General features: G+C 59.1%; 24 protein-coding genes and 1 pseudogene. 14 read left to right on the forward strand and 11 right to left on the reverse strand.

The features are described 5' to 3' along the window. Positions 1-162: 162 nt before the first annotated feature. Both AC244_RS09285 and AC244_RS09290 read right to left on the reverse strand, forming a co-directional pair. Positions 163-1532, reverse strand: a pseudogene (locus AC244_RS09285) (ISNCY family transposase). Positions 1533-2179: 647 nt separating this feature from the next. After that, a complete protein-coding gene (locus AC244_RS09290) occupies positions 2180-3916 on the reverse strand; it encodes a calcium-binding protein (protein ID WP_053248543.1) in 1737 nt (578 codons plus the stop codon). An 868-nt stretch (positions 3917-4784) separates the two neighbouring features. Here AC244_RS09290 and AC244_RS09295 point away from each other — a divergent pair. From AC244_RS09295 to AC244_RS09305, 3 genes are all read left to right on the forward strand, one after another. Next, positions 4785-5060 (forward strand): helix-turn-helix domain-containing protein, encoded by a 276-nt coding sequence (locus AC244_RS09295; protein WP_053248544.1) that lies wholly within the window; start codon positions 4785-4787, stop codon positions 5058-5060. Continuing rightward, positions 5057-6289 (forward strand): type II toxin-antitoxin system HipA family toxin, encoded by a 1233-nt coding sequence (locus tag AC244_RS09300; protein WP_053248545.1) that lies wholly within the window; start codon positions 5057-5059, stop codon positions 6287-6289. Before AC244_RS09295 ends, AC244_RS09300 begins: the two co-directional genes overlap by 4 nt. A 124-nt stretch (positions 6290-6413) precedes the next feature. After that, positions 6414-6884 (forward strand): ABC transporter permease subunit, encoded by a 471-nt coding sequence (locus tag AC244_RS09305; RefSeq protein WP_234716889.1) that lies wholly within the window; start codon positions 6414-6416, stop codon positions 6882-6884. 314 nt (positions 6885-7198) lie between these two features. Here the strand turns inward: AC244_RS09305 and msrA are convergent, their stop codons facing one another. The 3 genes from msrA to AC244_RS09320 all read right to left on the reverse strand — a co-directional run bounded on the left by msrA (position 7199) and on the right by AC244_RS09320 (position 9132). Continuing rightward, complete coding sequence (msrA, locus tag AC244_RS09310; RefSeq protein WP_053248546.1) at positions 7199-7705, reverse strand: peptide-methionine (S)-S-oxide reductase MsrA; 507 nt, start codon at positions 7703-7705, stop codon at positions 7199-7201. Then, positions 7702-8148, reverse strand: a complete 447-nt coding sequence (gene msrB, locus AC244_RS09315) for a peptide-methionine (R)-S-oxide reductase MsrB (RefSeq protein ID WP_053248698.1) — start codon at positions 8146-8148, stop codon at positions 7702-7704. Before msrB ends, msrA begins: the two co-directional genes overlap by 4 nt. Before the next feature lie 108 nt (positions 8149-8256). Continuing rightward, positions 8257-9132: a LysR family transcriptional regulator gene (locus AC244_RS09320; protein WP_053248547.1), complete on the reverse strand. Its 876-nt coding sequence runs from the start codon at positions 9130-9132 to the stop codon at positions 8257-8259. A gap of 192 nt (positions 9133-9324) precedes the next feature. Between AC244_RS09320 and AC244_RS09325 the strand changes: the two genes are divergently transcribed. Genes AC244_RS09325 through AC244_RS09330 form a run of 3 tightly spaced genes read left to right on the forward strand, consistent with a single transcriptional unit; the run spans position 9325 to position 11691 of the window. Beyond that, positions 9325-10563: a bifunctional alpha/beta hydrolase/OsmC family protein gene (locus AC244_RS09325; protein WP_053248548.1), complete on the forward strand. Its 1239-nt coding sequence runs from the start codon at positions 9325-9327 to the stop codon at positions 10561-10563. Positions 10564-10619: 56 nt separating this feature from the next. Further along, positions 10620-10760: an autotransporter-associated beta strand repeat-containing protein gene (locus AC244_RS37980; RefSeq protein ID WP_234716890.1), complete on the forward strand. Its 141-nt coding sequence runs from the start codon at positions 10620-10622 to the stop codon at positions 10758-10760. Next, a complete protein-coding gene (locus AC244_RS09330) occupies positions 10750-11691 on the forward strand; it encodes a hypothetical protein (RefSeq protein ID WP_053248549.1) in 942 nt (313 codons plus the stop codon). The genes AC244_RS37980 and AC244_RS09330 overlap by 11 nt, the downstream gene beginning before the upstream one ends. A 137-nt stretch (positions 11692-11828) precedes the next feature. Here the strand turns inward: AC244_RS09330 and AC244_RS09335 are convergent, their stop codons facing one another. Continuing rightward, positions 11829-13250, reverse strand: coding sequence for a PLP-dependent aminotransferase family protein (locus AC244_RS09335; RefSeq protein WP_053248550.1), 1422 nt, complete (start codon positions 13248-13250; stop codon positions 11829-11831). A gap of 108 nt (positions 13251-13358) precedes the next feature. On the opposite strand from AC244_RS09335, the gene AC244_RS09340 reads away from it, so the two are divergent. From AC244_RS09340 to AC244_RS09350, 3 genes are all read left to right on the forward strand, one after another. After that, complete coding sequence (locus AC244_RS09340; RefSeq protein WP_053248551.1) at positions 13359-13784, forward strand: cupin domain-containing protein; 426 nt, start codon at positions 13359-13361, stop codon at positions 13782-13784. Between the two features lie 4 nt (positions 13785-13788). Beyond that, positions 13789-14244, forward strand: a complete 456-nt coding sequence (locus tag AC244_RS09345) for a carboxymuconolactone decarboxylase family protein (protein WP_053248552.1) — start codon at positions 13789-13791, stop codon at positions 14242-14244. Positions 14245-14434: 190 nt separating this feature from the next. Beyond that, a complete protein-coding gene (locus tag AC244_RS09350; RefSeq protein WP_053248553.1) occupies positions 14435-15406 on the forward strand; it encodes an NADP-dependent oxidoreductase in 972 nt (323 codons plus the stop codon). 138 nt (positions 15407-15544) lie between these two features. Here the strand turns inward: AC244_RS09350 and AC244_RS09355 are convergent, their stop codons facing one another. From AC244_RS09355 to AC244_RS09370, 4 genes are all read right to left on the reverse strand, one after another. Further along, on the reverse strand, positions 15545-16486 hold the full coding sequence (locus tag AC244_RS09355; protein ID WP_053248554.1) for a DMT family transporter: 942 nt from the start codon (positions 16484-16486) through the stop codon (positions 15545-15547). A 70-nt stretch (positions 16487-16556) separates the two neighbouring features. Further along, on the reverse strand, positions 16557-17873 hold the full coding sequence (locus AC244_RS09360; protein ID WP_053248699.1) for an epoxide hydrolase family protein: 1317 nt from the start codon (positions 17871-17873) through the stop codon (positions 16557-16559). A 137-nt stretch (positions 17874-18010) separates the two neighbouring features. Then, positions 18011-18805 carry an SDR family NAD(P)-dependent oxidoreductase gene (locus AC244_RS09365; protein ID WP_053248555.1) on the reverse strand — a complete coding sequence of 265 codons (795 nt, stop codon included), beginning with the start codon at positions 18803-18805 and terminating at the stop codon, positions 18011-18013. A 145-nt stretch (positions 18806-18950) separates the two neighbouring features. Then, positions 18951-19742 carry an SDR family NAD(P)-dependent oxidoreductase gene (locus AC244_RS09370; protein ID WP_053248556.1) on the reverse strand — a complete coding sequence of 264 codons (792 nt, stop codon included), beginning with the start codon at positions 19740-19742 and terminating at the stop codon, positions 18951-18953. A 195-nt stretch (positions 19743-19937) separates the two neighbouring features. On the opposite strand from AC244_RS09370, the gene AC244_RS09375 reads away from it, so the two are divergent. Then, positions 19938-20159 carry a DUF2798 domain-containing protein gene (locus tag AC244_RS09375; RefSeq protein ID WP_053248557.1) on the forward strand — a complete coding sequence of 74 codons (222 nt, stop codon included), beginning with the start codon at positions 19938-19940 and terminating at the stop codon, positions 20157-20159. A gap of 28 nt (positions 20160-20187) precedes the next feature. Continuing rightward, a complete protein-coding gene (locus AC244_RS09380) occupies positions 20188-21138 on the forward strand; it encodes an alpha/beta fold hydrolase (RefSeq protein ID WP_053248558.1) in 951 nt (316 codons plus the stop codon). Between the two features lie 13 nt (positions 21139-21151). On the opposite strand, the gene AC244_RS09385 is transcribed toward AC244_RS09380, so the two are convergent. Continuing rightward, positions 21152-22057 (reverse strand): LysR family transcriptional regulator, encoded by a 906-nt coding sequence (locus AC244_RS09385; RefSeq protein WP_053248559.1) that lies wholly within the window; start codon positions 22055-22057, stop codon positions 21152-21154. A 490-nt stretch (positions 22058-22547) separates the two neighbouring features. On the opposite strand from AC244_RS09385, the gene AC244_RS09390 reads away from it, so the two are divergent. From AC244_RS09390 to AC244_RS09400, 3 genes are all read left to right on the forward strand, one after another. After that, entirely contained in the window at positions 22548-22850 is a 303-nt protein-coding gene (locus tag AC244_RS09390; RefSeq protein WP_053248560.1) for an I78 family peptidase inhibitor, read from the forward strand. A 216-nt stretch (positions 22851-23066) separates the two neighbouring features. Then, positions 23067-23360, forward strand: a complete 294-nt coding sequence (locus tag AC244_RS09395; protein ID WP_053248561.1) for a WGR domain-containing protein — start codon at positions 23067-23069, stop codon at positions 23358-23360. Between the two features lie 55 nt (positions 23361-23415). Continuing rightward, positions 23416-23694: an HU family DNA-binding protein gene (locus AC244_RS09400; RefSeq protein ID WP_053248700.1), complete on the forward strand. Its 279-nt coding sequence runs from the start codon at positions 23416-23418 to the stop codon at positions 23692-23694. Positions 23695-23941 lie beyond the last annotated feature (247 nt).

Consider the following 23941-nt stretch of genomic DNA (forward strand, 5'->3'; position numbering starts at 1 on the left):
ACTTTGGATACGTCTTCAGCCATTTAGAAATGCGACACCCGACATCTCCACTTGCGCTGAGGCAAGCCCCCGACCGGACCGGCTGGGCCGGGTTGCAAGGGAAGGGAGGGGGTGGGCGTAGGGCACCCCGTCGGCTTTGGCTTTGAGAGCCCGATCAGTGGATCATTCCGCAGCATCAAGTCGGGACAGGACCTTCTCGCGTCGCGCGATCACCCCCGGATCGTTCATGAAGTCCGTCCGCTTGCCCGGCTTGCGGCCACGCGGTTTGTAGCCATTCTTCTCGCTGTTCGTCTTTAAGGCCGGCTTCGTCTGCTGCTCCTGACGCTCCTTGATGTAGGCCAGGACATCACCGAGCCGCTTGTTCTCGGTGATCGCCGCATGCGTCACCCGCTGGTCCTTGTCGAATACCCGGTAGGGTAGGGAATGCCCCAGCGCACATCCAGCCTGCCGTCGGCAAGCGCGTAGGTCTCGACATAGCGACCGACCAGCCCGCGCGTCACCTCGGTCTCCTCCAGCATGATCCGCTGGCGCTCGAACGAAAACGTCAGCTGCGATCCGACATAACGCTGCTCACGTTTGCACAGGACGTCGCGCAGCCGATCCGGGGCAAGGTTCAGCGGCCGATGCAGATCATCAGATCGGGCAGGGGTAATGGCAAACTGGCGGTTATAGCGCTCCATGAACCGAGGCAGGAAAGCGTTGCCGTCGTCCATGCCGCAGATGCCCTCCAGGCGCAGATCCTTGATCAACCGGTCCTGTAGCGTCCGGTTCATCCGCTCGACCCGGCCTTTGGCTTGGCTGGAGTTTGCGCAAAGAATCTCGATGTTTAACTCGCAAAGTGCACGCCCGAACTGGGTCATGCCCTGACCGCCCCTGGCATCCTTCTTCGCAACCCGAAACACCGAATGCTTGTCGGAATAGAAGGCGACTGGAGCACCATGCGCCTTCAGATAGAGCTCGAGCGCCTCGAAATAGCTGAACGCACTTTCCGATCGTACAAACCGCAACTGCATCAGCTTGCCCGTCGCGTCATCGACGAACACCAGAAGCGAGCACGGCGGCCCGCGATCCTCAAACCAGCGATGTTCCGACCCGTCGATCTGCACCAGTTCACCGTAGGCCTCGCGCCGCAATCGTGGCTGATGAAACGTCCGTCGCTGCTTGCGCGACAGCCAAAGTCCGGCATCCGCCATCCATTGGCGCAGGGTCTCGCGCGACACCGTCAGACCATCACGCTCGGCAAGCTTCTCGGCCGCCAGCGTCGGACCAAAGTCCACATAGCGCTCGCGCACGATCGCCATGGCATAATCGCGCACGCCGTCACAAATCCGATTGTTCGATGGCCGGCCGATCGCCTTGTGCCGGATCGACGCTGCACCGCCAGTGCTGATCCGCTCTAACAGTCGACGCACCTGACGGGTGCTCAGTTCAAGCACATGCGCCGCCGACACCAACGTCATGCGGCCCGCGATTACCTTCGACAACACCTCGATCCGCTGCAGATCGCGCTCGCTCATCGCAATCAACCCCATCCGCAATCTCCCACGTCATCAAAACCCGGGGAGAGTGACATTCTTACTTTGCAGGATCAGGACACTTTAACTTTGCGGGCACATCAATCGATCAGATAATGTACATTATGGAACTTCTCTATTCGGCGTCTTGAGGTCAAGCACTATCGAGCCTTCCACTTTCACCGATATTCGACGTCGTTCACGGGGCCTTGCTTCTCTTCGGGATCGGGCCTTTGCCCCTCCCATTATGGGGTCAGTAGAATGAAGTAGAACAATCTAAGACGCGTCCTGGTCGGTAAAACCCGATCGGTACAAGTTCCATAGCGGACTCACTTCATCCATCGTCCCGTGAAGGACCTCTTTCCACCGGCGGGTGGAATCTAGTCGTCTAAAATTGCTCAGGCCTTTGCCAGGTCGGGCACGTGGTTCGTACGAATCGGCACATCCGCGCTTTTGAAGGCACCATGAAGGCAGAGTTTCAAGATAATCGGGCAGTCATGCGACATTGCGGATCAAGGCCGTAAGGCGCTAGGCCCTGTTGATGCGCAGGAAGAACTGCCACGCCTTGACACATGCCCGCGCCCCTCGGTCCTCACATCCCAACAATCAGGAAGTAGCAGGGTGGAAAGCGGTCTTCCGCCGGACCAGCCACCGACACTGCAGTCTCACAACGTGAAAGCAATATCGTCGGCAGATAAGTCCGCAAGCGAAACGCCTTCGATGAGGATACCTTCGGTTTCACCATGAAAGGCTACATAGACACCCTCCTCTGTGTCATGCGAGGCAGCCACAAAGGAATCGAAATTATAGATGTTGGTGTCGCCAGGATAGAAGCCCCCCAACTCGATCACGTCGCCACTTTGGGTGTCAAAATCGACGATATGGTCGATGCTGCTATGGCGACCCTCAAATCCACTCCAGTGGAATGTGTCAGCGCCCTCACCGCCGATCAGACGATCCGCTCCCTCTTGGCCGTAAATTATGTCATTGCCGCCTCGCCCCTCGAGAAGGTCATCGCCGCTTCCTCCCTGGATAATGTCGTTACCGGCGGCGCCGCGCAGGCTGTCATCATGGTCACCGAGAACGCGTATCTCGAAATCTTCGACATTGACAAAAGTCAAACCCGTTGAGCTTGTTCCACTCGCGGCGTCAACATTGATCGCAGCCGATAGATCGGGGACGGTGATCTCAAGCGTATCGTGGCCATCGCCGCCATCAATGTCGGTTAGTCGAGCCGCAAAGATTGTGTCGTCACCGGCGCCGGCCCTGACAGTGGTGATCTCGGTCGTATTGGAATTAACGACCGCAAAATGGTCATCACCATTGCCGCCGTCGAGCATATCGGCGCCACCGTAGCGGTTATCGAGCCAATCATTGCCTTCGCCGCCGAATAACGTGTCATTGCCTTCATCACCATCGAGGAAGTCAATACCGTCGCCTCCAGAGAGGTGGTCATCGCCTTCACCCCCACTAAGTGAGTCGACTCCGGCACCGCCTTCAAGGCGGTCATCATCGCCTTCGCCATAGAGATAGTCATTATTTTCGCCGCCAAACAGGCGGTCGGCCCCATTGCCGCCGAAGAGGTTGTCGCGACTGAGGCCACCGAGCAAAGTATCATTGCCGCTGCCGGTATGTGCGTAAACCCGCTCAAAATTGTGAAAGGCCGTACCGGTCGATGTAACGCCATTGACCACATCGACCGTGACATCATCGGTCCGATCCGCATCCTCGAACCGTAACGTGTCGTCACCGTCGCCGCCGTCGAGTTCGGCAGATGAAAGTGTCGTTGTGATGCTGTCGTCGCCACTGCCGCCAGAAAGATGATTGGCCCCGAACCGATCGATTATCGTGTCGTTGCCTGCACCGGCGTCGATAACATCAGCACCCAGGGAACTTTTTTCATTATGGGTGTTCGGCAATGACTGGCCGCCGATGATGTCCGCGCCGTCTCCGGTCGAGATCACGTCGTCACCCGTGCCACCCTCGACAATGTCGTTGCCGCTACCGGTCGTCAGCTTCAGCCGCTCAATGCCGCGGTAGAAGATGTGATTGTCGGTCTCAGCTGGGTCACCGAAGGTTACGTGGCGGTTCATGCCGTTAAACGTGACTCGGTTGCCCGTCCCTGAAAGATTGATGACCAGCGTATCGATGCCGGCACCTCCCCGCGCCGCGCCGCCCGTTCCGTTGAGTTCCAGCCGGTCATCGCCATCGCCGCCATCGAGCTCGTCATAGCCGCTGAAACTCATCAGGCCGTCGTTGCCGGCCCCGCCATAGAGAAAATCGTTCCCAAGCCCGCCGTCCAGCGTGTCATTGGCGCCGAGACCCCAGATATTGTCGTTTTCGTCTGTCCCGAACAGGGTGTCGTTCGCATCAGTGCCGACTATCTTTGAGATTGTTTTCATCCTCCCGAAAGCAATCTATAAGCAAACAACAATTGCAAACAAGTATTATATTTATGACGCATTATTATGTTCAGTCATTTATTGTAATTCAATTATAATTCAAAACTTAAATCAATATCCATCACTGTCATTCAAACAGCTGAAAACTGGCGCGATCCTGGAACAACTGGCGTTGAGATCGATGACGCTAGGTGACACTACGCTACTGACATCGCCGTTAGCGCGACGATCGCTTCACTCGCGCACGACATCAGCCGCAGCTTTTTGCGCCGCCATATGCCGCTCCGCAACTTCAGCCAGGCTTGGCCCGGCCCCTTCAATTCTCGCTTCAACCATTGCCGCCCACTCGAAGAGTCGGGGTAGGGATGCCATGAAGGGAAGCTCAAACGCGTCAGGCTATGGGCGACGTGGGAAATCGACCGCCGCCGCATCGGTCGCGATCTGCGCCGCGAGACCTTCCCTAATTTTCGAGTAGCCTGAGCGGCGTCGGTGAAGAGATCGAAAACCGGCGACTCGCAGCTTTCACAGTTACCGCTGGCCCTATCCGCCAGGCGTCGTGCCTCCCTGTGAGGCCGGCTCCCGAGGCTGATGCGGATCAGACCGCCAATTTGCCAATAGCCAATCTCTTTGGACACCTTAATCTGAAAAAGATAAACGGAGCCTGACCGGACTAGGTACCGCCCCGGCGAGGGTTGTCGCCGGCATTCGGCCGTGTGATTCATGCCCGCTGTTTGCGATACCGGACGCGATGAAAACTTCCCGATCAGTATGCTTGAGAGCCGTTTCTGCATCTCCTTCCCGATCGGTAAGAATAGTATTGAGATCTAGGGATTCTTCCTGTACGGTAAGCCAACATTGGGGAGACGCGATGATCCGGTCAGCACAGGAGTTTGGAGCCCTAGTCCGGCAAAGGCGCAAGGCGCTCGCCTGGACGCAGACCGAACTTGCGACCCGTTCCGGCACCGGGGAACGCTTCATCGTCGAGCTCGAATCCGGAAAGCCGAGCTGCCAGCTTGAGAAGGCTCTTGTCGTTGCGCGGACAGTCGGCCTTGAAATCGGCGACCTCAAAGCGGCACCGCCGTCACCGGCCAGCGCGGAGGAGGACGAGCTCGGCTTCCTGCCCACTTTCGGTGACAAGCGATGACGTCGATCTATTACGAGACCCTCCCCGTCGCGCACCTGACCTTCGCAGACGAATGGCGGCTCGACTATGATCCGTCCTGGGAGGCGCGCCGGTCGGCCTTTCCGGTCTCGCTGACCATGCCGTTGCGATCGGGACCTGTCGGCGCAGACAGGGTGCTGCCGTGGCTCGCCAATCTGCTTCCAGAAACTCATCTCGCCGAGATCGGTCAGCGCCTGAAGGTGTCGCCGCAGGACATTGTCGGTCTGCTCAGCCACATTGGCCGCGATACGGCCGGCGCCCTATCGATCGGCGCCCCAAGGAAAGCAGGCGTCAACCTGCAGCCCATCCCGGACGAGGCCGCTCTGGAGCGCATTCTCAACGAGCTTCCGGCCAAACCTTTTCTGGTTGGCGAGCACGGCATCTCAATGTCGCTTGCTGGTGTGCAAGAGAAGCTGCCCGTCTTCGTCGACGAGGATGGGAAGATTTCCATAGCCATCGATGGGACGCCATCGACACATATCATCAAGCCCGATACGGATCGCCTGACGGCCAGCGTGGAAAACGAGGCGTTCTGCCTGGCCTTGGCACGGGTGTGTGGCCTCGAGGCGGCGGAAGCGACGATCGGTCAGGCCGGCAACCGACGCTACCTGCTGGTGAAACGATATGACCGCTTCAACGACCCGCAGGCGCAGATCCGACGACTGCACCAGGAAGACCTTTGCCAGCTAACGGGTCATTTTCCGGCGCAAAAATATGAGCGCTCATCGACCGATCGCGGCGTGACACTGAAGATGATGTTCGATGCAATCAGCGAGCTTATCTCGCCCGGCGAGCGCCTGAAGCTTCTGGATGCAGTGATTTTCAATGTGCTGATCTGCAATTCCGACGCGCATGCCAAGAATTATTCCATCCTGATTGGCGCGGCTGGATCTGCCAGGATGGCACCGCTTTATGACCTGATGTGCGCCGCCGTGTACAGGCAGGTCGATCAAAGCCTTCCTCAAGGGATTGCCGGGCGGTTCATTGCCCCTGACCTGCGCGGCAGCGACTGGAAGGCGCTTGCGGAGAATGTCGGCCTAAGCGGGGCATCCACGCTCAAGCGCGTCAAGGAGCTTGCAGAACTGGTGAGCGGTGCCTGCTACGACATAGCCACCAACTTGTCCGCAGTAGCGGGCGACCCAAGCAGAGTCCTGGAACGCATCACCCACGAGATCAGGAAACGATCGCGGCGCGTTCAGCAGCAGCTTTGAGGAGGGCGGCGTACGGGCGCTCCAGAGCCTCTGGAGGGAGTGTAATTGCCCTGACCGAACCACGGTTTGGGCTCACGGCCTCAGTCAGTTCGCATGGCTGCGAGAAAGTCCCGCATGGTTTCTCTTGAAGGAGCCTTTCGCCTGCGCAGTGCTCGCCATGAGCCTTTGCTCCGGCGCTTACACCGCCGAAGTAATGCGCGGCGGCTTGGCCGCCGTGCCGAAAGGGGCAATCGAGGCCGCCCGTGCGCTCGGACTGTCGCCGTTCAAGGTCTTGTTCCTGGTTACGGCGCCCATTGCAGTCAGGCGCGCGTTGCCCGCCTATAGCAACGAGATTGTCGTGACGCTTAAGGCGACTTCGCTTGCCAGTACCATCACCGTGATGGAACTGACCGGTGTCGCAAAAGACTTGATGAGCGAGACCTTCGCAGTCATCCAGGTTTTTTGCATGGTGGCCGCCATTTATCTCGCCATCAACACGATCCTGATTTTCGCATTGCGTTCGCTGGAGATTTACCTGGCCCCACCGCATGAGCGCCCACGGGCCCGGCGGGGTATCGCTAGTCAAAATGTCGCCGTGCGAACCGGCAGCACGTGATGGCGGGAACTGCCGAGCAGAAAACCTGCTCAAGGAAGCGCGGTCGAGCCCGGAGCCAGTCCTTAGGAGGCATCGAGATCGACTTGCCACCAGGTGGCGCGGATCCGAGAAGCACCGGACTTCAAAGGATGATTGTCATTGATACCAACGTGCTGCCGAAGCTTTTAGGGGCCAGCTCCCACTCCCGTTGTGGAGGCTTTGGCTCGGGGCTCAACATGCGGCGGTCGTCTCTATTACCCCAAAAAGCATCCCAGCATTCCAGCAAATCACCAGAACGTTGGGATGCCATTCTCTTGAAGCTGACGTAACGGCGGTTACGCGGCCGCCTCCCGCTTGGGCAGTACCCAATTCGCCCGCGGAAAGTGGCAGGTGTAACCGTTGGGATAGCGCTCCAGGTAGTCTTGGTGCTCCGGCTCCGCTTCCCAGAAATCTCCAGCCGGCTCGACTGAAGTCACGGTTTTTCCCGGCCACAGGCCCGACGCGTCCACATCTGCGATGGTATCTTCGGCTATTCGTCTCTGTTCATCACCCAGAACGAAAATCGCCGATCGGTAGGAGCTGCCGATGTCGTTGCCCTGTCGGTCGACGGTGGTTGGGTCGTGAATCTGGAAGAAGTACTCCAGAATCCGGCGATAGCTGATCGTCTCGGGATCGAACACGATCTCAATGGCTTCGGCGTGTGTGCCGTGGTTGCGATAGGTCGCATTCGGTACGTCGCCGCCGGCATAGCCCACGCGGGTTTTGATGACGCCGGGCAGCGCGCGGATTAGATCCTGCATGCCCCAGAAGCAGCCACCGGCCAGAACAGCTTTCTCGGTCATTTAATAGTCTCCACTTGGTTGAGATAGGCACCATAGCCCTCGGCGTCCATTTCGCCGAGCGGAATGAACCGCAGTGCCGCGGAGTTGATGCAATAGCGCAACCCGCCCCGGTCCGCCGGGCCATCTGTGAACACATGGCCGAGGTGACTGTCGGCATGAGCTGAGCGTACTTCGGTGCGGATCATGCCATGAGAGCCATCCGCCACCTCCTGAACATTCGCGTGTACGATAGGCTTGGTAAAGCTCGGCCAGCCGCAACCGGAATCAAACTTGTCGGCGGAAGCAAACAGCGGTTCGCCGGAAACGATGTCGACGTAGATGCCCGTTTCCTTGTTGTCGGTGTACGCCCCGGTAAAGGGGCGTTCAGTCGCACTTTTCTGGGTCACTTGGTACTGAATTGGCGTCAGCCTGCCGATCGCGTCGTCGGTCTTCGTGTACTTCACTGCCATAACTCCTATTGGCTCGGTTGCTCCCAATATGGCGAGTGGCCGGCTGGTTTCCCAATAGAGGACGTGCATAGATTCAATAGCGGTGCCATGACGCGTCTCGGCTCAGTCCCAATCATGACGGGCCGCCATCTGTGCGAGCTTGCGCACCTCAAGTGGCGTGCCGGACCCGGAAATGGATACCAACACCACCTCTCGCGCCAACGACATGCCCTCAATCTTGCGGGTGGCTATTCCCTGCACGACGACCGAGCGCTCGGGCATAATGCATATCGCGCGCCCTTCCGCCACCAGCTGCTGGACCCAGTCCTCGCGATCGGCGCTGAAACGCGGTTGCATCACCGCATTTTGGTTCATCAGGTGCTCTGTGATCTGGCTATGGAACTCGCAGGCGAGCCGGTCGACATATGGATAGGAGGCGATGTCCCCGGCGCTGACGACGTCATCTCCTGAAAGTGGATGCCCCTCCGTGCAAGCCAGCAGAAATCTCTCACGAAACAGCGGCACGATGTTGAGCTTGGGGTTGGCGCGCGGCGCCTCCGGCAGGATACACGCATGATACTTGCCGGAGAGCACCTCGTGCGCTCCCTCACCGGCCAATAGTTGATGCATGTTGATGTTTACGGCGGGGAGTTGGCAAAGCACATCGTCAAAGAATGCCGTGAATGCAGCGGGACCGATGGTCGGGGCAACGGCGATGTCGAGAATACGGCGGCGGCCGTGCACTGTACTTTCTGAATGTTCGCGCACATTTCGAAGGGCGAGTTCAACGCGCATGAATTCGGCCTGGACGTCGCGACCGAGCGCCGTCAGTCGGCTGTCCTTGCCATCGCGGTAGATCAGTGGGCTGCCCAGCTCTTCTTCGAGGCGCTGAATTGCTCGCGTTAAACTGGGCTGCGAGACGCCGCTTCGCCGCGCGGCTTCGGTGAAATTCAACGTTTCAGCCAGATTGAGAAAGTATTTGACCTGATTGATGTCCATTTCTGACGTTCCACGTTGGCTGCCTGCATGCGGTCCCAGAAGGCCTGCTTACGCTCCTGACAGACAGTTAGCTTGCCGCAACCCTATGCTGAGGTGAAGGGCATGAGCGGCATTGATTTGGAGCGGATCTGGGTGGTCGGCTGTCCGTGCTCCTATAGAATGCGCGCTTCCCAGCAGCGAAGGAGCATTCATATGGCTTTCAGTTCGCAACGGCTCCAATTTTCCGGCCATTCCGGCGCAACTCTTGCCGCCCGCCTCGACTCCCCGAGCGGACCTTTGCGCGCATACGCTGTCTTTGCGCATTGCTTCACCTGCTCGAAGGATCTGGCGGCAGCACGTCGCATAGCGGCCGAGCTTGCGCGCGAAGGCATCGCCGTCTTGCGCTTCGATTTCACCGGGCTGGGATCGAGCGAAGGCGAATTCGCTTCGACAAACTTCTCCTCCAATGTTGCCGACCTCGTCTCCGCGGCTGACTATCTACGCCATCACTTCCAGGCGCCCGCGTTGCTCGTCGGTCATTCGCTCGGCGGAGCCGCAGTGCTGGCGGCGGCCAAGGACATCCCTGAAGTCCGCGCGGTCGCGACGATTGGCGCACCGGCCGACGTCGGCCACGTCTTGAAGAACTTCGGAGCGAGCCTCGAGGAGATCGAGACGTCCGGCGCGGCGGAAGTGGACCTCGCCGGGCGCAAGTTCCTCGTCAAAATGCAATTTGTCGAGGATGCGCGCGCACGCCGCATCCAGGATGCCGTCGCGTCTCTGAAAAAGCCGCTGCTCATTCTGCATAGCCCATTGGACCAGACGGTCGGCATTGAGAACGCAACCGAAATCTTCGGCGCAGCCAAGCATCCCAAAAGCTTCGTATCACTCGACAAAGCAGATCACCTGCTCACCAGCCCTGAAGATGCAGCCTTCGCCGGACGGGTCATTGCGGGATGGGCCACGCGCTATCTCGCCGCCGATGCGCCGCAAGGTACGGAGCCGACAGAGCATGTCCGCGTCATGGAAACAGGTGATGGCAAATTTCAGAACACTGTCCAGGCCGGGCGACATCGTCTTTTCGCCGACGAACCCCAGGCAATGGGTGGCCTCGATTCCGGTCCGTCACCCTATGACTTCCTGTCCATTGCGCTTGGCGCCTGCACGTCGATGACGCTGCGCCAATACGCCGATTACAAGAAGCTGTCGCTCGGACGCATCGGCGTTGATGTCTCCCACGCGAAGGTCCATGCCAAGGATTGTGCGGAGTGCACTGAAACGGAGCGCAGCACCGGCGCTAGGATTGATCGCTTTGAACGCGTCATTTCGATCGACGGCGAGGTCTCAGAGGAACTTCGACGTAAGATCGCTGAAATCGCCGACAAATGCCCCGTCCACCGTACGCTGGAGGGTGTCGCAAAGATAATAACGGTCGTGAAAGCGCCGTCGCGGTAGCCGCTTTCGGTATCGGCATGCCGCGGTCCGCGGATACACGATGCTCGACGCCCGGCATGATCGTATCCGGCGCCGGCACGCTGGCCCTCACCGGCAACAATACCTACACTGGCACAATCACGGTCAATGCCGGCACACTTCTGGTGAACGGCTCAAGCGTCTGGTCAGTTGTAGGGGAACGGGGCGATGGAGTTTGACTTGATGTTCGGCGGCGGCCATGTCCTCATCGCCATGCTAGGGCTGCTCGGTGCGCTGCTGCTGATCGTGTCGGTGTTCATAAACAACCAAGTCGCCCACTACACGAAAAGAGACGAGCGACATAAGGAAAAACAGCTCGAATATTATCGCAATACATTTTCGCAGCTTGGCGTGATCCTCCTGGGGATCGGCGTTTCGCTGTTCATTTTCTTCTTTCAGCAGAACTACCTGGAAACTCAGAGACAGCACTCCCAAACGCAAGAGCTTTTGGGAAAGCTTGCGGTAAGGCTGAGCCGGGCGGCACCGCTTCTCGAATTCGTCGCTCAGATTGACCCAGTTCTGGACGATGGTGGCGCCTATCTCGACCCCAAGGACGGCGGGGCGAACCGAGCCGCAACCGCAAGCGGCTCTGACTTGACCAAGCAGATCGAGGCCATTGGGCTGCTTGAGCGGGAGATCGATCTCGATGGATTCGCGGCCATGCAGTTCTCAGACGATTTCCAATCGTCACCATTGGTGAACCGAATAGACCCGAACCTGTGGTTTGGCATGGTCAAGGACGAGGCGGATCTGCAGTATGCAGTAGAACAGCTTCGCCAGGACTATGGTGACCTGCAGGCGGCGATCGCGGCTCGCAAGGACGACGAGGTTGTGGCTGACACCAGTCCTGGCGGCAGCGTTAAGCGTGAGGTGCTGGATGTGCTCTGGGACTACGCTTGGCTCCGCGACCGCAGCCGGCGCCTCGTCGGGCGGGCCTGTTGGTTCTTGAGCCACGGCCCGCAATTCCTGTCGCTAAAGCCGATTCATGCCGTCGAGGCCAGATACGCATCGCACCGCGAATGGCTTGAGCAGGCGCAAAAGACCTACGAACAGGTCTCGGCCGGCGGAGAGAATTGCTACGCCACACTCAGGGTTGCCGAGCAGTCCTGAAGCATCCCCAGCGCCGACACTGCCTGGCCGACGCTGCTCGACGCACCCCGGAAAAGGCTCACCGCCGTCCTTGGCGCAGACATCGGTCACATGATCGCGCAACCAGAAGGGCCCGGCGGATCGAGCCGGTGCCTTCTTCATTTGGAGGATGTGCAGCGATGAATGATTTCAAGAAGGCGATCACAGGATCGCTCGACATATTGTTGAGGGCACGTGGCAACGCCCAACAGCAGACCTGATCGCGCGGAGGCCGGCGCTGCGTACCAGACCGACAGCGGCGCAGGCGACAGGCCGAACGGCAGCGTTTCCCGCACGATGGAGACATCTGGCGCGCCAGCGGGAAGGCGCAGCAGAACGGCCAGACCCGCCGTATTGACGATGATCTCCTCCGTGCGCGCTTCCAGACATCGCAGCAATGCGTCTCGGCGCGCTGCATATGCACGCTTCGTGCGCCGCAGATGCCGCAAAAAATGCCCCTCGGAAATAAACTCCGCGGTGGCGAGTTGCACGGATGGCCCAGGCGGAGGCGCCAGACATGCGGCCACCTCGGCGAAGCGGGCTTCCAGAAACTGGGGTACAAGGACAAAGCCAAGGCGCAATGTGGGGCTTATGGTCTTGCTGAACGAGCCGATATGGATGACCCTGCCTGCACGATCGATCGAGGCGAGCGCTGGCGCGGCGCGGCCTTTCAGCTGCAACTCGCCCAAATAGTCATCCTCGATTACCCAAGCCCCCTGCTCCGCCGCCCACTCGAGAAGACGCAATCGCCGCGCGAGCGACAGCGTCGTCCCAGTTGGGGCCTGCTGGCCGGGGGTCACGACAGCAAGTGCCGCTTCCGGAGCGTATTGAAGGCCGTAGTCGACATCGATGCCCTCGCGGTCAACCGGGACAGGTACAGGCAACAGTCTCGCCAGCTCGAGCCCGCGCCGTGTGAACGGAAACCCAGGATCCTCCATCCATGCCTTGCGCCCTTCGAGCCCCAGCGCGTGGAGCGTCAATCCAAGACCGCTTGCAAAGCCGCAAGTAATGAGGATCTGGGAGGGCAAACACTCGATCCCGCGGGCGATGGTAAGATAGGCGGCGATCTCTCTGCGCAGCTCAAGTTCGCCACGCGGATCCGGATACATCGCCGGCGCGCTCGCCTCGGCGCGCACACTGTGGGATCGGATCCTGGCGAAGAGTGTTGCGGGAAAGGTCTCCTTCGCCGGCACGCCCATCTGGAAAATCGCCGGGCCCGCGATCATCTCCTGATACCGCTCCATGAACGATCCAGGCTCCGGTGGCGGATCCTGTCGTCGGGATAGAATCGGTCGCTCTGTCACGCGCGTTCCCGTTGCGCGGGAGGCAACGATAAGCTGAGCTGACGCCAGTTTGTCGTATGCCAACCGCACTGTGCCGCGTGCGACGCCCAGTTGGGCCGCCAGGTCGATCCAAGAGGGCAGCCGTGCACCCGCTGTCAATACGCCACTGTCGATGGCGGCGGTGATGCCCATGCAGATCTGGTCGACCAGTGGGGTCTTCGCAGTGCGGTCGATCTGCAGCTCAAACGGTTTAGCCATTCCGTCCCGTGGTACAAAGTTTTCCTGCGTTCTTGGTGCTTATTACAGGACCAGCCGGAGCGTATTTATAGCGGGCAGATGAACAGGCCACAAAGGAGAAATGTCATCATGAATGCACGATCCATCATCGGTGCAGCCTTCGCCGCAGTCGCCATCGCCAGTGCAATGCCGGCCGCCGCGCACGATCCCCTCGAAACAGTTACGCCCGCTTTCGAGCAGAACATCCCGAACATTCCCGGCAAATCGGTTCGCGCCGTGGTCGTCGATTACCCCCCAGGCGGTGCGTCGCTGCCGCATATCCATGCGAAGTCGGCGTTCATTTTTGCCTATGTTCTGTCCGGAGAAATCGAGTCGCAGGTGAACGATGAAGCCAAAAGGATCTATCGTCCCGGCGAAAGCTTCTACGAGACCCCTGGCTCCAGCCACCTTGTGAGCCGTAACGCAAGCAAGGCCGAGCCCGCGAAGCTCCTGGCTGTCTTTGTCGTCGACACCGACGACAAGGAACTGACCACCACGACCACCACAAAGGAATGAACAGATGTCGGCCCGTCTGGATTATAACCAAATCGCTCCTGCCGGCGCGAAAGCGCTGGGCGGTGTCTACGGTTACGTAATGCAAAGCGGCATTCCTGCCGTTTTGCTCGAGCTGGTCTACCTGCGCGTTTCGCAAATCAACAACTGTGCCTATTGTCTCGACATGCACACGCGGGACCTTCTGAAAAAGGGACAGCAGATCGAGAAGCTCGCGTTGCTACAAGCGTGGAGGGAAGCCGGCAATCTCTTCGACGAGCGTGAGCGTGCGGCGCTCGCCTGGGCGGAAACGGTGACGCGCGTCGCCGAGACCGGCGTGCCTGACAACGCCTATGAAGCCGCAAGTGCGGTCTTCAGCGAACGTGAACTCGTCGATCTCACAATCGCGATCAGCCTCATGAACAGCTACAATCGGATGGCCATAAGCTTCAGGAATGTGCCCCACGCGGCGATCGGCAGATAACCCCGAAGCAGCGCTTGCGGACCGCGACTGTTCGCGCGTCCGCGGCGCAATCGACATCTGACCTTGATAGAGCCCCAGCGGATCAAGCGCGACATCCCCTGGATCGGCCCGACGCGGCTTGGCGTTAGAGCCTCTCCGGGCTCCCTGTGAACCCCGCCCCGCCAGCGCACCAAAGTCGAAAGGAAAACTTATGCCAGATGTTTCAAAGAATTTTTCCGGCAAGGTCTGGCGCGTCCATCAATTCGGGCCGCCAGATGTAATGCAATTGGAAATTTCAGACACACCCGAACCGAGCAGGGACGAAGTCATCGTCAAGGTGCATGCAGCCGGTGTTGGCCCCTGGGATGGGTGGATTCGCGCAGGCAACAGCGCCCTGCCCCAACCTCTCCCGCTCATTCTAGGCTCGGACATCTCAGGCGAGGTGGTTGCTGTTGGCGAAGCTGTTACACGCTTCAAGGTCGGAGATGATGTATACGGCGTCACCAACAAGCGCTTTTGTGGTGGTTACGCCCAATACGCAGTCGCCAGTGCTTCCATGCTCGATCATAAGCCAGCCTCTATTGGCCACGTCGCTGCAGCATCGCTGCCGGTGATCGCGGTGACAGCTTGGCAAGCACTCTTCGATCAGGCTGGTCTGGAAAAGGGACAAACTGTGCTGATCCACGGTTCAGCGGGAAACGTGGGTGCCTACGCCGTGCAATTCGCCAGAGAGGCAGGCCTTCGGACAGTATGCACCGCCTCTTCCGGCGACATCGACAGCGTTGTTGCTCTCGGTGGTGAAACGGTCATCGACTATACGAAGATTAGATTTGACGACGAAATCCGCGGGGTCGATGCCGTAATCGATCTGGTGGGCGGGGACACCCAAAGTCGATCCTTCCGGGTGCTGAAAAAGGGAGGGCGATTGATTTCGGCCGTTTCCGTTCCCGACCAGGCACTGGCAGAACAACACCGGGTCTTGGCCAAGTTTTTCCTCGTCGACGTATCGACCGAGAGCCTTGCCCGCATTTCATCTCTCATCTCCAGAAACGCCCTCAAGATGAATATCGGGGCGACATTACGGTTTGAGCAAGCGAAGGAGGCGCACTTGATGCTCGAGGGTCAGTTGCCGCGACCGAAGGGGAAGATCGTCCTGGCAACGGGAGAAGTCGGCCAGCGCTAATGCATGACGCCCGAAAGCGAGCAACGGTTTCGGCATAACACATAAGACCAAGTGCCTAAAGCGGGTCACATGCATCCGTTTGCATGCGACCTGCTTTCGCAGCTCCGGACTACTGGAAAGATGGAGCGATGGCTCTCTTTAGTGGACTCTTCTTCCATGAAACACGCGGATCGCCAGAACGACCCCGGCGATCAGGATCGCGACGCCGGCTCCTTCCAATACCGTGGGCATTCGGGCATGGACGATGAGCCCGCCGACGACGCCGAAGGCCGTCTCTGACACGATCAATTGAGCGGCCAGCGCGACAGGTAGGCTGCGCGCGGCCACATTCCAGGTCCAGACCCCACCAACGGTAGCGACCAAGGCGAGCGACACACCCCACAGATACAGCGGCGCGGCAGTGTCCCATCCAAAGCCAAGCCTAGGAAGCTGGAAGAGCTCCATGGCGGCACCAATCGGGTAGAAGACCAGCATCAATATGCCGCCGCCGATCAGGATGAGTGCCGACCATACACCTGAAGGCATGCCGGGTCTGGCAGCCAGTGCCGACTGGTTGGCAATGGCAAACCACACCCACAACACGACCGCTGCGATGGCAAGCGGAACTCCGATCCAGAGTGAACGTACCGAATCCAGCCCACCGGCGGTGAATGCTGCGCTGTTGACAAGAACAAGACCGATCAACACCAGCATGAGAGGCATCATCAAAAATCGCCACCGAAGGGAGCCTTGCCGCTGATTGCCAATGAGGGCGAGGACGATCGGGACAAGGCCGAGGAAAGCAGGTGCAATTACCGGCCCGGCATAGATGGCAGCACCCGTTACCGTGAGGAAATAGCCGACATAGCCGATGAAGGCGATCCAGGTCGCCATGAGCCAGTTGCCGGGCGTAAGATACTGAGCCACCCCTTTTGTAGCGAACAAGAGATACAAACCCACCAGCGCTGAAACGACATGTCGGATCAGGGCAAAGTCAAAGGTGGAGTATTCGCCGATCACGAACGGCACGATGAAATTGAGAGAAAAGGCGAATGCCGCGAAAATCGCAGCGAAAACGCCGATGTGAAACTGCCTGTCCATCAATGGCCCCGATCTGCCAAGCGAGGCGGCCCCGCCGTCCGCGTCGTTCGCTGCTACAGTGATTTACTCTTTAGGACCGCAGCGCTTTGAACGCGGCCCTCAGCTCTTCGCTGAAGAGCTCGGGCTCTTCCCAGGCAGCGAAGTGTCCACCTTTTGCGACACGGTTGTAATAGATGAGCTGAGGATAGGCTTTTGACAGCCAGTTTTTGGGCGGTCTGTAGACCTCTCCCGGGAACACCGTGACTGCGACCGGAACCTTTATGGCGGTCAGCTTCGCTCCGGACGTGGTGTTCTCCCAATAAATCCTTCCGCTGGACGGGCCCGTATTCGTCAGCCAGTAGAGCGTGATGTTGTCGAGGATCTCGTCCCTGGTCAGAGCGAGTTCGGGATGGCCGCGCGTGAATACCCAATCGGCAATCTTGTCGTACAGCCACGCAGCCAAACCGACAGGCGAATCCGCAAGACCATACCCTACCGTTTCTGGCCGGGTCCCCATAATGGCAGCGTATCCAAAGCCATTGTTCAGGAAGTCGCGGGCGTCGGAAAAGATAGCCTTCTCTTCCGGGGACAGGCTGTCGGGCGCAGGTCCGCCGCTCTTTAGAGCTTGGGCCGCATCGGCGGGGAAAGTGGTCGCGCGTTCAACCCTGTTGACGTGGATCCCCAGCAGTCCTTCCGGCGCTTGACGGCCCAGTGCATCGCTGATGATTGCCCCCCAGTCGCCGCCTTGGGAGGCGTAGCTGGTGTAACCGACACGCTTCATCAAGACGTCCCACGCAGCGGCAATGCGCTGCGGGTTCCAGCCTGTGGTCGTGGGTTTCTCAGAGAAGCCGAATCCCGGGATCGAGGGAATGACCAAGTGGAAGGCGTCTTCGGCCTTGCCGCCATGAGCGGTCGGATCGGTCAGTGGACCAATGACCTTCAGCAGTTCGAACACCGAGCCCGGCCATCCGTGCGTCATAATCAATGGCAACGCATTCTGATGGCGGGACCGCACATGGATGAAATGGATGTCCAGGCCATCGATCTTTGTCAGGAACTGCGGAACTGCATTCAGCCGTCTTCCCGCCGGGCGCCGGTCGTAGGACGACCGCCAGTAATCCACCAGTTCCTTGAGTTTATGTGACTGAACACCCTGGGAGCGGTCAGTCACAGTCTCACTGTCGGGCCACCGGGTCGCGGCGATCCGCCGCCGCATATCGATGAGCGCGCCTTCAGGAATTTCAGCCCTGAACGGGCGTATGTCGCCGGCGCCTGCATTCGTCACAGGGGCGGTTTTCGTCGCGGCCGCAACGGGCACGATTGCGGACGAAAGCCCGATCGCCGCTCCGGCGAACAGCAATGCGCGTCGTGACAGATACGTCTTCTCAATCGATGGCTGTGTCGTCATGACAAGCATCCTTTTTGTAGAGCGTCAAAGCTCCGTCGATGGGTTCGACAAAAGCGACGCGTTTCCCTTTGATCTAAGTCGTTCGTTCGAAAGCCTTGCCGGCATTGACGTTATCGTCCGGGTGTCCTTGATGGCAATTAACCGGCCTGGTAGCGGGCCGCTGGCTTGCTGGTGGACAGATTGTCGGCCATTGCCTGGCGGGCGGCCTCATAGGCATCCCACTGGCCGACATCGTGAAGGCTGGGGATCGTGACGAATTCGTTGCGGGAGAGGCCCATGAGCGCGGCGTCGACCAGAGCATCGGCCGGCATGACGATTTCCTGGGGCAAATGCTGCACGGGCAGGCCGGCGATATCCCAGAAGTCGGTTGCGGTAGCCCCGGGGAGGACGACTTGTACATGAACATTGCTGTCGGCTAGTTCCTGGCGCAGGCTTTGGCTGAAGGCGAGAACAAAGGCCTTTGTGCCGCCGTAGACGCCATTCAGCCTCTCAGGTGCAACCGCCACGATCGAAGCGATATTGATGATGGTTCCCGCGTTGCGCTCGACGAAGCCAGGAACCGCGGCATAGGTGAGGCGCATCAGCGCATCGACATTGAGGGCAATCATCGCGCTCATGGCCTGAGGGTCAGATTGAAGCAGCGGCGCGGTTGCACCGACGCCGGCATTATTGACCAGCATTGTTATCCGCGGATCATCGGCGATTTGGGCAGCGACCCGCCCCACATCGTCCAAGACCGTGAGGTCGGCAGTGACCGTCTCGACCGTCCGGCCCGTTTGCGCATGAATGGTCGCCGCGACACGCCGCAGCCGGTCGCCGTTTCGTGCGACGAGGATCAGGTCATAGCCCTTGCGGGCCAGGCGATCGGCGTAAAGCGCACCGATGCCGCTTGATGCACCAGTAATGACGGCTTTCCCCAATGTCTCTTGCATCGTCGTTCCTTTCCGATTTTGGTGAGCGCAGGCCGCAATCACTGGCGAGCTTCGGTGGCTGCTCATGCCCTGTAGATTAAGCTGGACACCCAGCGGCCGGTACTGAGGGGAAATGAGAGCCAGCCTCTCGTTTTTTAGTCTCGGGTCAGTCCGGAAACCGATATCGCGGCGCCGGCTCGCCATTCACGAGATCATCGAGCAGCGTTTTGCGCGCGTTTTCGTACTCCGCCCATCGGTTCGCCCTCGCCAGCGAGGGAATGGTCAGCGGCTCCTGACGGTCGAATCCGATCAATGCGGCATCCACCAGGTCTGCGGCACTCATCATTCCGGGCAGGACTTCGGGTTGGCATCTGGGAAACGGCCAGACATCGGTGCGGATTGCAGCGGTTAGAACCAACTGCACATAGACGCCGTGATTTCCCAGTTCTTGCTGCATCGTGCGGGCCAGGGCGATCACGAACGCCTTGCTCGCGCCATAGGCACCGGTTGCAGTTTCAGGTGCGATGCCGACGGCAGACGCCACGTTGATGATCGCGCCGCGGTGCCGAAGAGCCATGCTTCGCGCAGCAGCTGCCGAAATGCGCGTGAATGCCCTGACATTCACGCCAATCAGGCGGTCGAGGTCGCCCGCCGAACCTTCAGTCAGCGTCTTGCCGGGCGGCAAGCCGACATTATTGACTACGACGTCAAAGCCGGTTCCTCGAGCGAAACTGGCTTCCATTTCGTCCAGGCCTTGATCGGTTGAGAGGTTTGGAGCGAGGATCTCGACCGCGGCATCAGTCTCGGCTTGCAGAATACGGGCAAGGGCGGCCGGTCGATCGGCACCATTTGCAAGCATCACAACATCGTATCCGCGTCGCGCCAGCCGATCGGCATAAAGGAGGCCGATCGCGCATGACGCGTGGGTCACAAGGGCCTTCGGGTGCGTTCGCGACATGACATTTCGTCCTTTCGCGACCGGTGTATTTCATTCCACCCCGTTTGGGACTTGCCGACATCAAGAGGCTGCCTCTCGCATTCTCGCTCTACCGGCCACGGGGGCGACGCTCAATTCTTATGCCAGGCCCTGAGTGTTGCTGAATGACAAACAGGCTGATCGAACCACCATTTTCAAACCTTCTGGGAGAGAGACATGAACATCCACGTGAAACGGAAAATCGCATTCGCCCTGTCGATGGGCATCGTGACCACGGGGATCATCTCCTTCACGCTTCTCGCTTTCAATCTGGGCTTTTCGAATGGATTTGTCCTGACGTGGCTGCGTTCCTGGGGGATCGGCTACGTGATTGTCATTCCGGCAATTCTTCTGATCGGCCCTCGCCTTCAGGCGCAAGTCGATCGCCTGGTCAGCTAAGCCGACGTTACAGAGAGGAAACTGACAAATGTCAAAGTCATCAATTCGGACGCTGTTTGCAACCGTCGCGATGCTTTGCGCTTCCATCGCACCGGCAAGCGCCCAAGACACCCAACAACCAAGGGCCAACATCGAATTCTTGGAGATCAATGCGGACATCACACTTAGACGAATGGTGGTGCACAACCCGAGACCGAAAGGGACCGTTCTCTTCCTGCATGGGTTCCCGGAGACCCTCTATGCCTGGAAAGACATTTCGCTCACGCTTGGCAATGACTACGAGGTTCATGCTTTCGACTGGCCAGGCTACGGTCTCTCATCAAGGCCCGCGGTCGACAGATTTTCCTATGCGCCCAAGGACTACGCGCGCGTCTTGAATGAATACGTGGCGAAAGCGGGCATCGACACCTCGAATCTCACAATCTACGCAACCGACATCGGAGCTCTGCCGGCGCTTCTCCTGGCACTGGAAAACCCTGATATCGCCAAGACAATCATCGTCGGGGACTTCGCCCCATTTAACAGGCCCGACTACATGTACGAGAGCCTGCAAAGCCTGAAGGTGGCGGGATCGACCGATCAGGCGCGCGCCCAGCTGAACAAGAACCGCGCGGATATCCTCGAGAACGCCTTCAGACGAGGCCTTCCCAGCGAAGCGCAGTTCGAGGTTTCGCAGGAATTCAAGGGCGACATGGCCAATGGCTGGAACCATGGCGCGATGACGACGGCAGACGCTTTCGCCCATTACTACTCTCATTTCACGCGGGATCAGGACCATTTTGAATCGCAATTGGCCCGGCTCAAAACATCAGTAAAAGTGGTTTGGGGCGAGAAAGACCTCTACATCAAGAAAGAAATGGGGCTCGAACTCGCCGCCAAGCTCAACGCCGAGCTCAAACTCCATGCCGGCATTGGGCACTACCCTCATCTGCAGAGCCCGAAGCAAGCGGTTGAAGAGGTTCGTGCCGCATTTCAGTGACACAGCGTGGGTGTCAGGCCGCAGCCCCATAGCGACTGCACGTTGCACGAAGCCGTGGCAGGGCCCAGTCGATGAATGCGCGCACCTTCAATGCGAGAAGCCCTTGGCGCGAGTACACGATGTGGATCGGCCTTGCCTCGCCGCCATGGTCTTGCAGGATCGGCACAAGCGCACCGGTGGAAAGTTCCTCTGGTACCTGGTAGTCGAAAACCCGGGCAATGCCCACGCCGCTTAACGCTGCGGCTACACAATTAGCCGCCGTGTTGACTTCGATCCGGGCTCGCGGGATCACTTCGATCGGTTTGCCGTCAACATCAAATCCCCAGAAGAACGAGCGGTTATTGAACATGATGCCGTCGTGCTTCGGCAGGTCGCTCGGATGCTCAGGCACGCCATGCCGCTTGAGATAAGCTGGGCTGGCGACCGTCAGAAGGCGAAATTCACCAGCCTTGACTGCGTAAAGAGAGCTGTCGGCTAGTTCGCCGAGACGAATGGCAACATCCACCTGCTCGTTGACGAGATTGACTGAGCGGTCCAACGATAAGATGTTCAAGGAGACTTCCGGGTGCTTGTCGATGAAATCCAATGCAATCGGCAGCACGTAACGGCTTCCGAACTCCACGGGCATCGTGATTGTCAACGTGCCGCGCGGTGTTTGATACTCGCCCGAGGCGCGTCGCTCGGCCTCCTCTAGGTCCGCCACGATTTTCCGTGCCGCTTCGACGTAGTCGCGCCCGGCATCGGTAAGTTGCAGGTTCCGACTTGTGCGAATGATGAGATTTGCACCGAGGTGTCGCTCGAGATCTGCGACCTTACGACTGACACTCGGCAAGGGAGCATTCAGCTTTCGGCTGCCAGCCGACAAACTTCCAGCGTCGACCACCGCAAGCAGTACCCGCATAGCATCAAGTCGATCCATTGGACCCCGCGACCAGAGTTCTCATTCAGCTTGTGCAATCGGCCGACGGTGCCGAGAGGCCAGCCGCTGGCGAACATATTGTAGCCCCGAAGATTGCCGAATCGCTATGGCTGCGTTTCAACTCTTCGAGATCAGTGCCTGTCTGTGTTGTGGAGCGTTGGCCGCCTGGTGGCTGTTGCAACCCAGATTCCACTCCCTATGCAGCGCACTGCCCAGCGGTTTCCGGGGTTTTCGCACAATTGCAGAAGCCGTAAACGCCGCCTCTCTCCAACCAAGCGGAATCACTGGATAAATCCATCAAAAATTGTCCTTCGCAAGGCATGTGGGTTTTTGCTGACGTTGGTACATGTCTGGGATGGCGGCCCAGTTTTCTGCTGTCATAAGCCGCCCCCGGGGACGGGCTGCGATGCACGAATTCAGCCTGGCAAAGGTCTCGCTGCCGCCGTATTCCTTTGGTTGCTCGACACTTTCGAAATGAAAGGATTATGCCTTGATTTATGCTCGTCATCTCGCCGCGCTTGCAGCAAGCCTTCTTCTGCTCGGGGTTGCCGGTTGCCAGAAGGAGCCGGAATCCGCCGCTGCCCAAGCTGCTGGCGCTTGCAAGCCGGAGGCTGCAGAAGCGCTGGTCGGTAAAGACAGAATTTCCGACGAGGACGCAAAGCAGTTGACGGGTGCGACGATCGTCCGGCAACTGAAGCCCGGGGATCCGGCGACGATGGATTTTCGGCAGGAGCGCGTGACGATCGAAACGGATCAGGCGACGGGTAAAATCGTGCGCGCCATGTGCGGATAGGCCTCGACAGAAGGCATGAAAACGGCCGGTCTTTTCAGACCGGCTTCCGCCAAATTCGACCGCCTTGTCCGCCGGCGCGGACGGCCGCTGTCGAGCCGATGATTGGGCTCCCTATCACGTCGTTGAAGAACTCACATCAACAACGTGAATCGGTTCGCCCCAACCGATTCAAAACTCTCATTGGACGCCGACTCCTCGGCACGCGAAGCTGTGTCCATGACCCAGCAGTGCTCCAGCCTCTACTTTCAGCGGATAGACCCAAACCGAAACATGGCGCGTTATTATGCGCTTTCGATACAGCCGACGCTCTTTGGCGAAACCTCTCTTATCCGTGCCTGGGGGCGCATCGGCACGCTCGGCCAGGAGATGATCCATCACTTCGCCTCCGAGGCTGACGCCGTAGCACTCCTTCTCGATATCGCCCGCCGAAAGAGGGCGAGAGGCTATGTTCCCATGCCAAGTTGTGGACAATCACCAGAAGAGGCGGTCGTTGTTGCGCAAGGCCGATGACATCCGCTCTATTCGCGCAAAGGATCATCGCGTCAAAAACGAGGAGGGACACCCTTTGACGACCACAACGGAAATTGCAGAAAAGATCGCCAGCGAGCATGGCCTCACGAAGGTTCAAAGCAAGGCAGTCGTCGAATCCGTGCTTGCGGCGATCTCCGCCGCCTCGGTCTCCGGCAACGAGACTTCCCTGCCCGGCTTCGGCAAGTTCAAGGTGAAGGCCACGCCAGAACGTGAAGCCCGCAATCCTGCTACCGGAGCAACCATCAAGGTCGCGGCAGCAAGGAAGCTATCCTTCGTGCCGGCAAAAGCTCTGAAGGACGCGCTCAACAAGTAACCACTCGACGCCTGCGGCTCCGCCGACGCGCGGAGCCGCTTGAATCTGAGTTGTGCCGATGCTCGGCCACGAGCATGTTTCAATGGTCATGTCCCGCCAATGCCGTCGGTGTTTGCATAGACCAAACCCACGTCTTCGGTCCGCTTGAAGTCGCGCCCCCCGGGGCGCCCGGCCGACGTCGTCGATCTACCCGACAGGAGGAACAAACTTGCGATCTGGGCGTTCTGCGGCGAAACGGAGGCAACGC

Source organism: Ensifer adhaerens, from assembly GCF_001270265.1.
Classification (GTDB): Bacteria; Pseudomonadota; Alphaproteobacteria; order Rhizobiales; family Rhizobiaceae; genus Ensifer; species Ensifer adhaerens_B.

Bases quoted from the DNA above. Each gene is read 5' to 3' on its own strand.
- AC244_RS09290 (WP_053248543.1), bottom strand. From the start codon at position 3,916: ATGAAAACAATCTCAAAGATAGTCGGCACTGATGCGAACGACACCCTG.
- AC244_RS09295 (WP_053248544.1), top strand. From the start codon at position 4,785: ATGATCCGGTCAGCACAGGAGTTTGGAGCCCTAGTCCGGCAAAGGCGC.
- AC244_RS09300 (WP_053248545.1), top strand. From the start codon at position 5,057: ATGACGTCGATCTATTACGAGACCCTCCCCGTCGCGCACCTGACCTTC.
- msrA (WP_053248546.1), bottom strand. From the start codon at position 7,705: ATGACCGAGAAAGCTGTTCTGGCCGGTGGCTGCTTCTGGGGCATGCAG.
- AC244_RS09320 (WP_053248547.1), bottom strand. From the start codon at position 9,132: ATGGACATCAATCAGGTCAAATACTTTCTCAATCTGGCTGAAACGTTG.
- AC244_RS09325 (WP_053248548.1), top strand. From the start codon at position 9,325: ATGGCTTTCAGTTCGCAACGGCTCCAATTTTCCGGCCATTCCGGCGCA.
- AC244_RS37980 (WP_234716890.1), top strand. From the start codon at position 10,620: ATGATCGTATCCGGCGCCGGCACGCTGGCCCTCACCGGCAACAATACC.
- AC244_RS09330 (WP_053248549.1), top strand. From the start codon at position 10,750: ATGGAGTTTGACTTGATGTTCGGCGGCGGCCATGTCCTCATCGCCATG.
- AC244_RS09335 (WP_053248550.1), bottom strand. From the start codon at position 13,250: ATGGCTAAACCGTTTGAGCTGCAGATCGACCGCACTGCGAAGACCCCA.
- AC244_RS09340 (WP_053248551.1), top strand. From the start codon at position 13,359: ATGAATGCACGATCCATCATCGGTGCAGCCTTCGCCGCAGTCGCCATC.
- AC244_RS09345 (WP_053248552.1), top strand. From the start codon at position 13,789: ATGTCGGCCCGTCTGGATTATAACCAAATCGCTCCTGCCGGCGCGAAA.
- AC244_RS09350 (WP_053248553.1), top strand. From the start codon at position 14,435: ATGCCAGATGTTTCAAAGAATTTTTCCGGCAAGGTCTGGCGCGTCCAT.
- AC244_RS09355 (WP_053248554.1), bottom strand. From the start codon at position 16,486: ATGGACAGGCAGTTTCACATCGGCGTTTTCGCTGCGATTTTCGCGGCA.
- AC244_RS09360 (WP_053248699.1), bottom strand. From the start codon at position 17,873: ATGACGACACAGCCATCGATTGAGAAGACGTATCTGTCACGACGCGCA.
- AC244_RS09365 (WP_053248555.1), bottom strand. From the start codon at position 18,805: ATGCAAGAGACATTGGGGAAAGCCGTCATTACTGGTGCATCAAGCGGC.
- AC244_RS09370 (WP_053248556.1), bottom strand. From the start codon at position 19,742: ATGTCGCGAACGCACCCGAAGGCCCTTGTGACCCACGCGTCATGCGCG.
- AC244_RS09375 (WP_053248557.1), top strand. From the start codon at position 19,938: ATGAACATCCACGTGAAACGGAAAATCGCATTCGCCCTGTCGATGGGC.
- AC244_RS09380 (WP_053248558.1), top strand. From the start codon at position 20,188: ATGTCAAAGTCATCAATTCGGACGCTGTTTGCAACCGTCGCGATGCTT.
- AC244_RS09385 (WP_053248559.1), bottom strand. From the start codon at position 22,057: ATGGATCGACTTGATGCTATGCGGGTACTGCTTGCGGTGGTCGACGCT.
- AC244_RS09395 (WP_053248561.1), top strand. From the start codon at position 23,067: ATGACCCAGCAGTGCTCCAGCCTCTACTTTCAGCGGATAGACCCAAAC.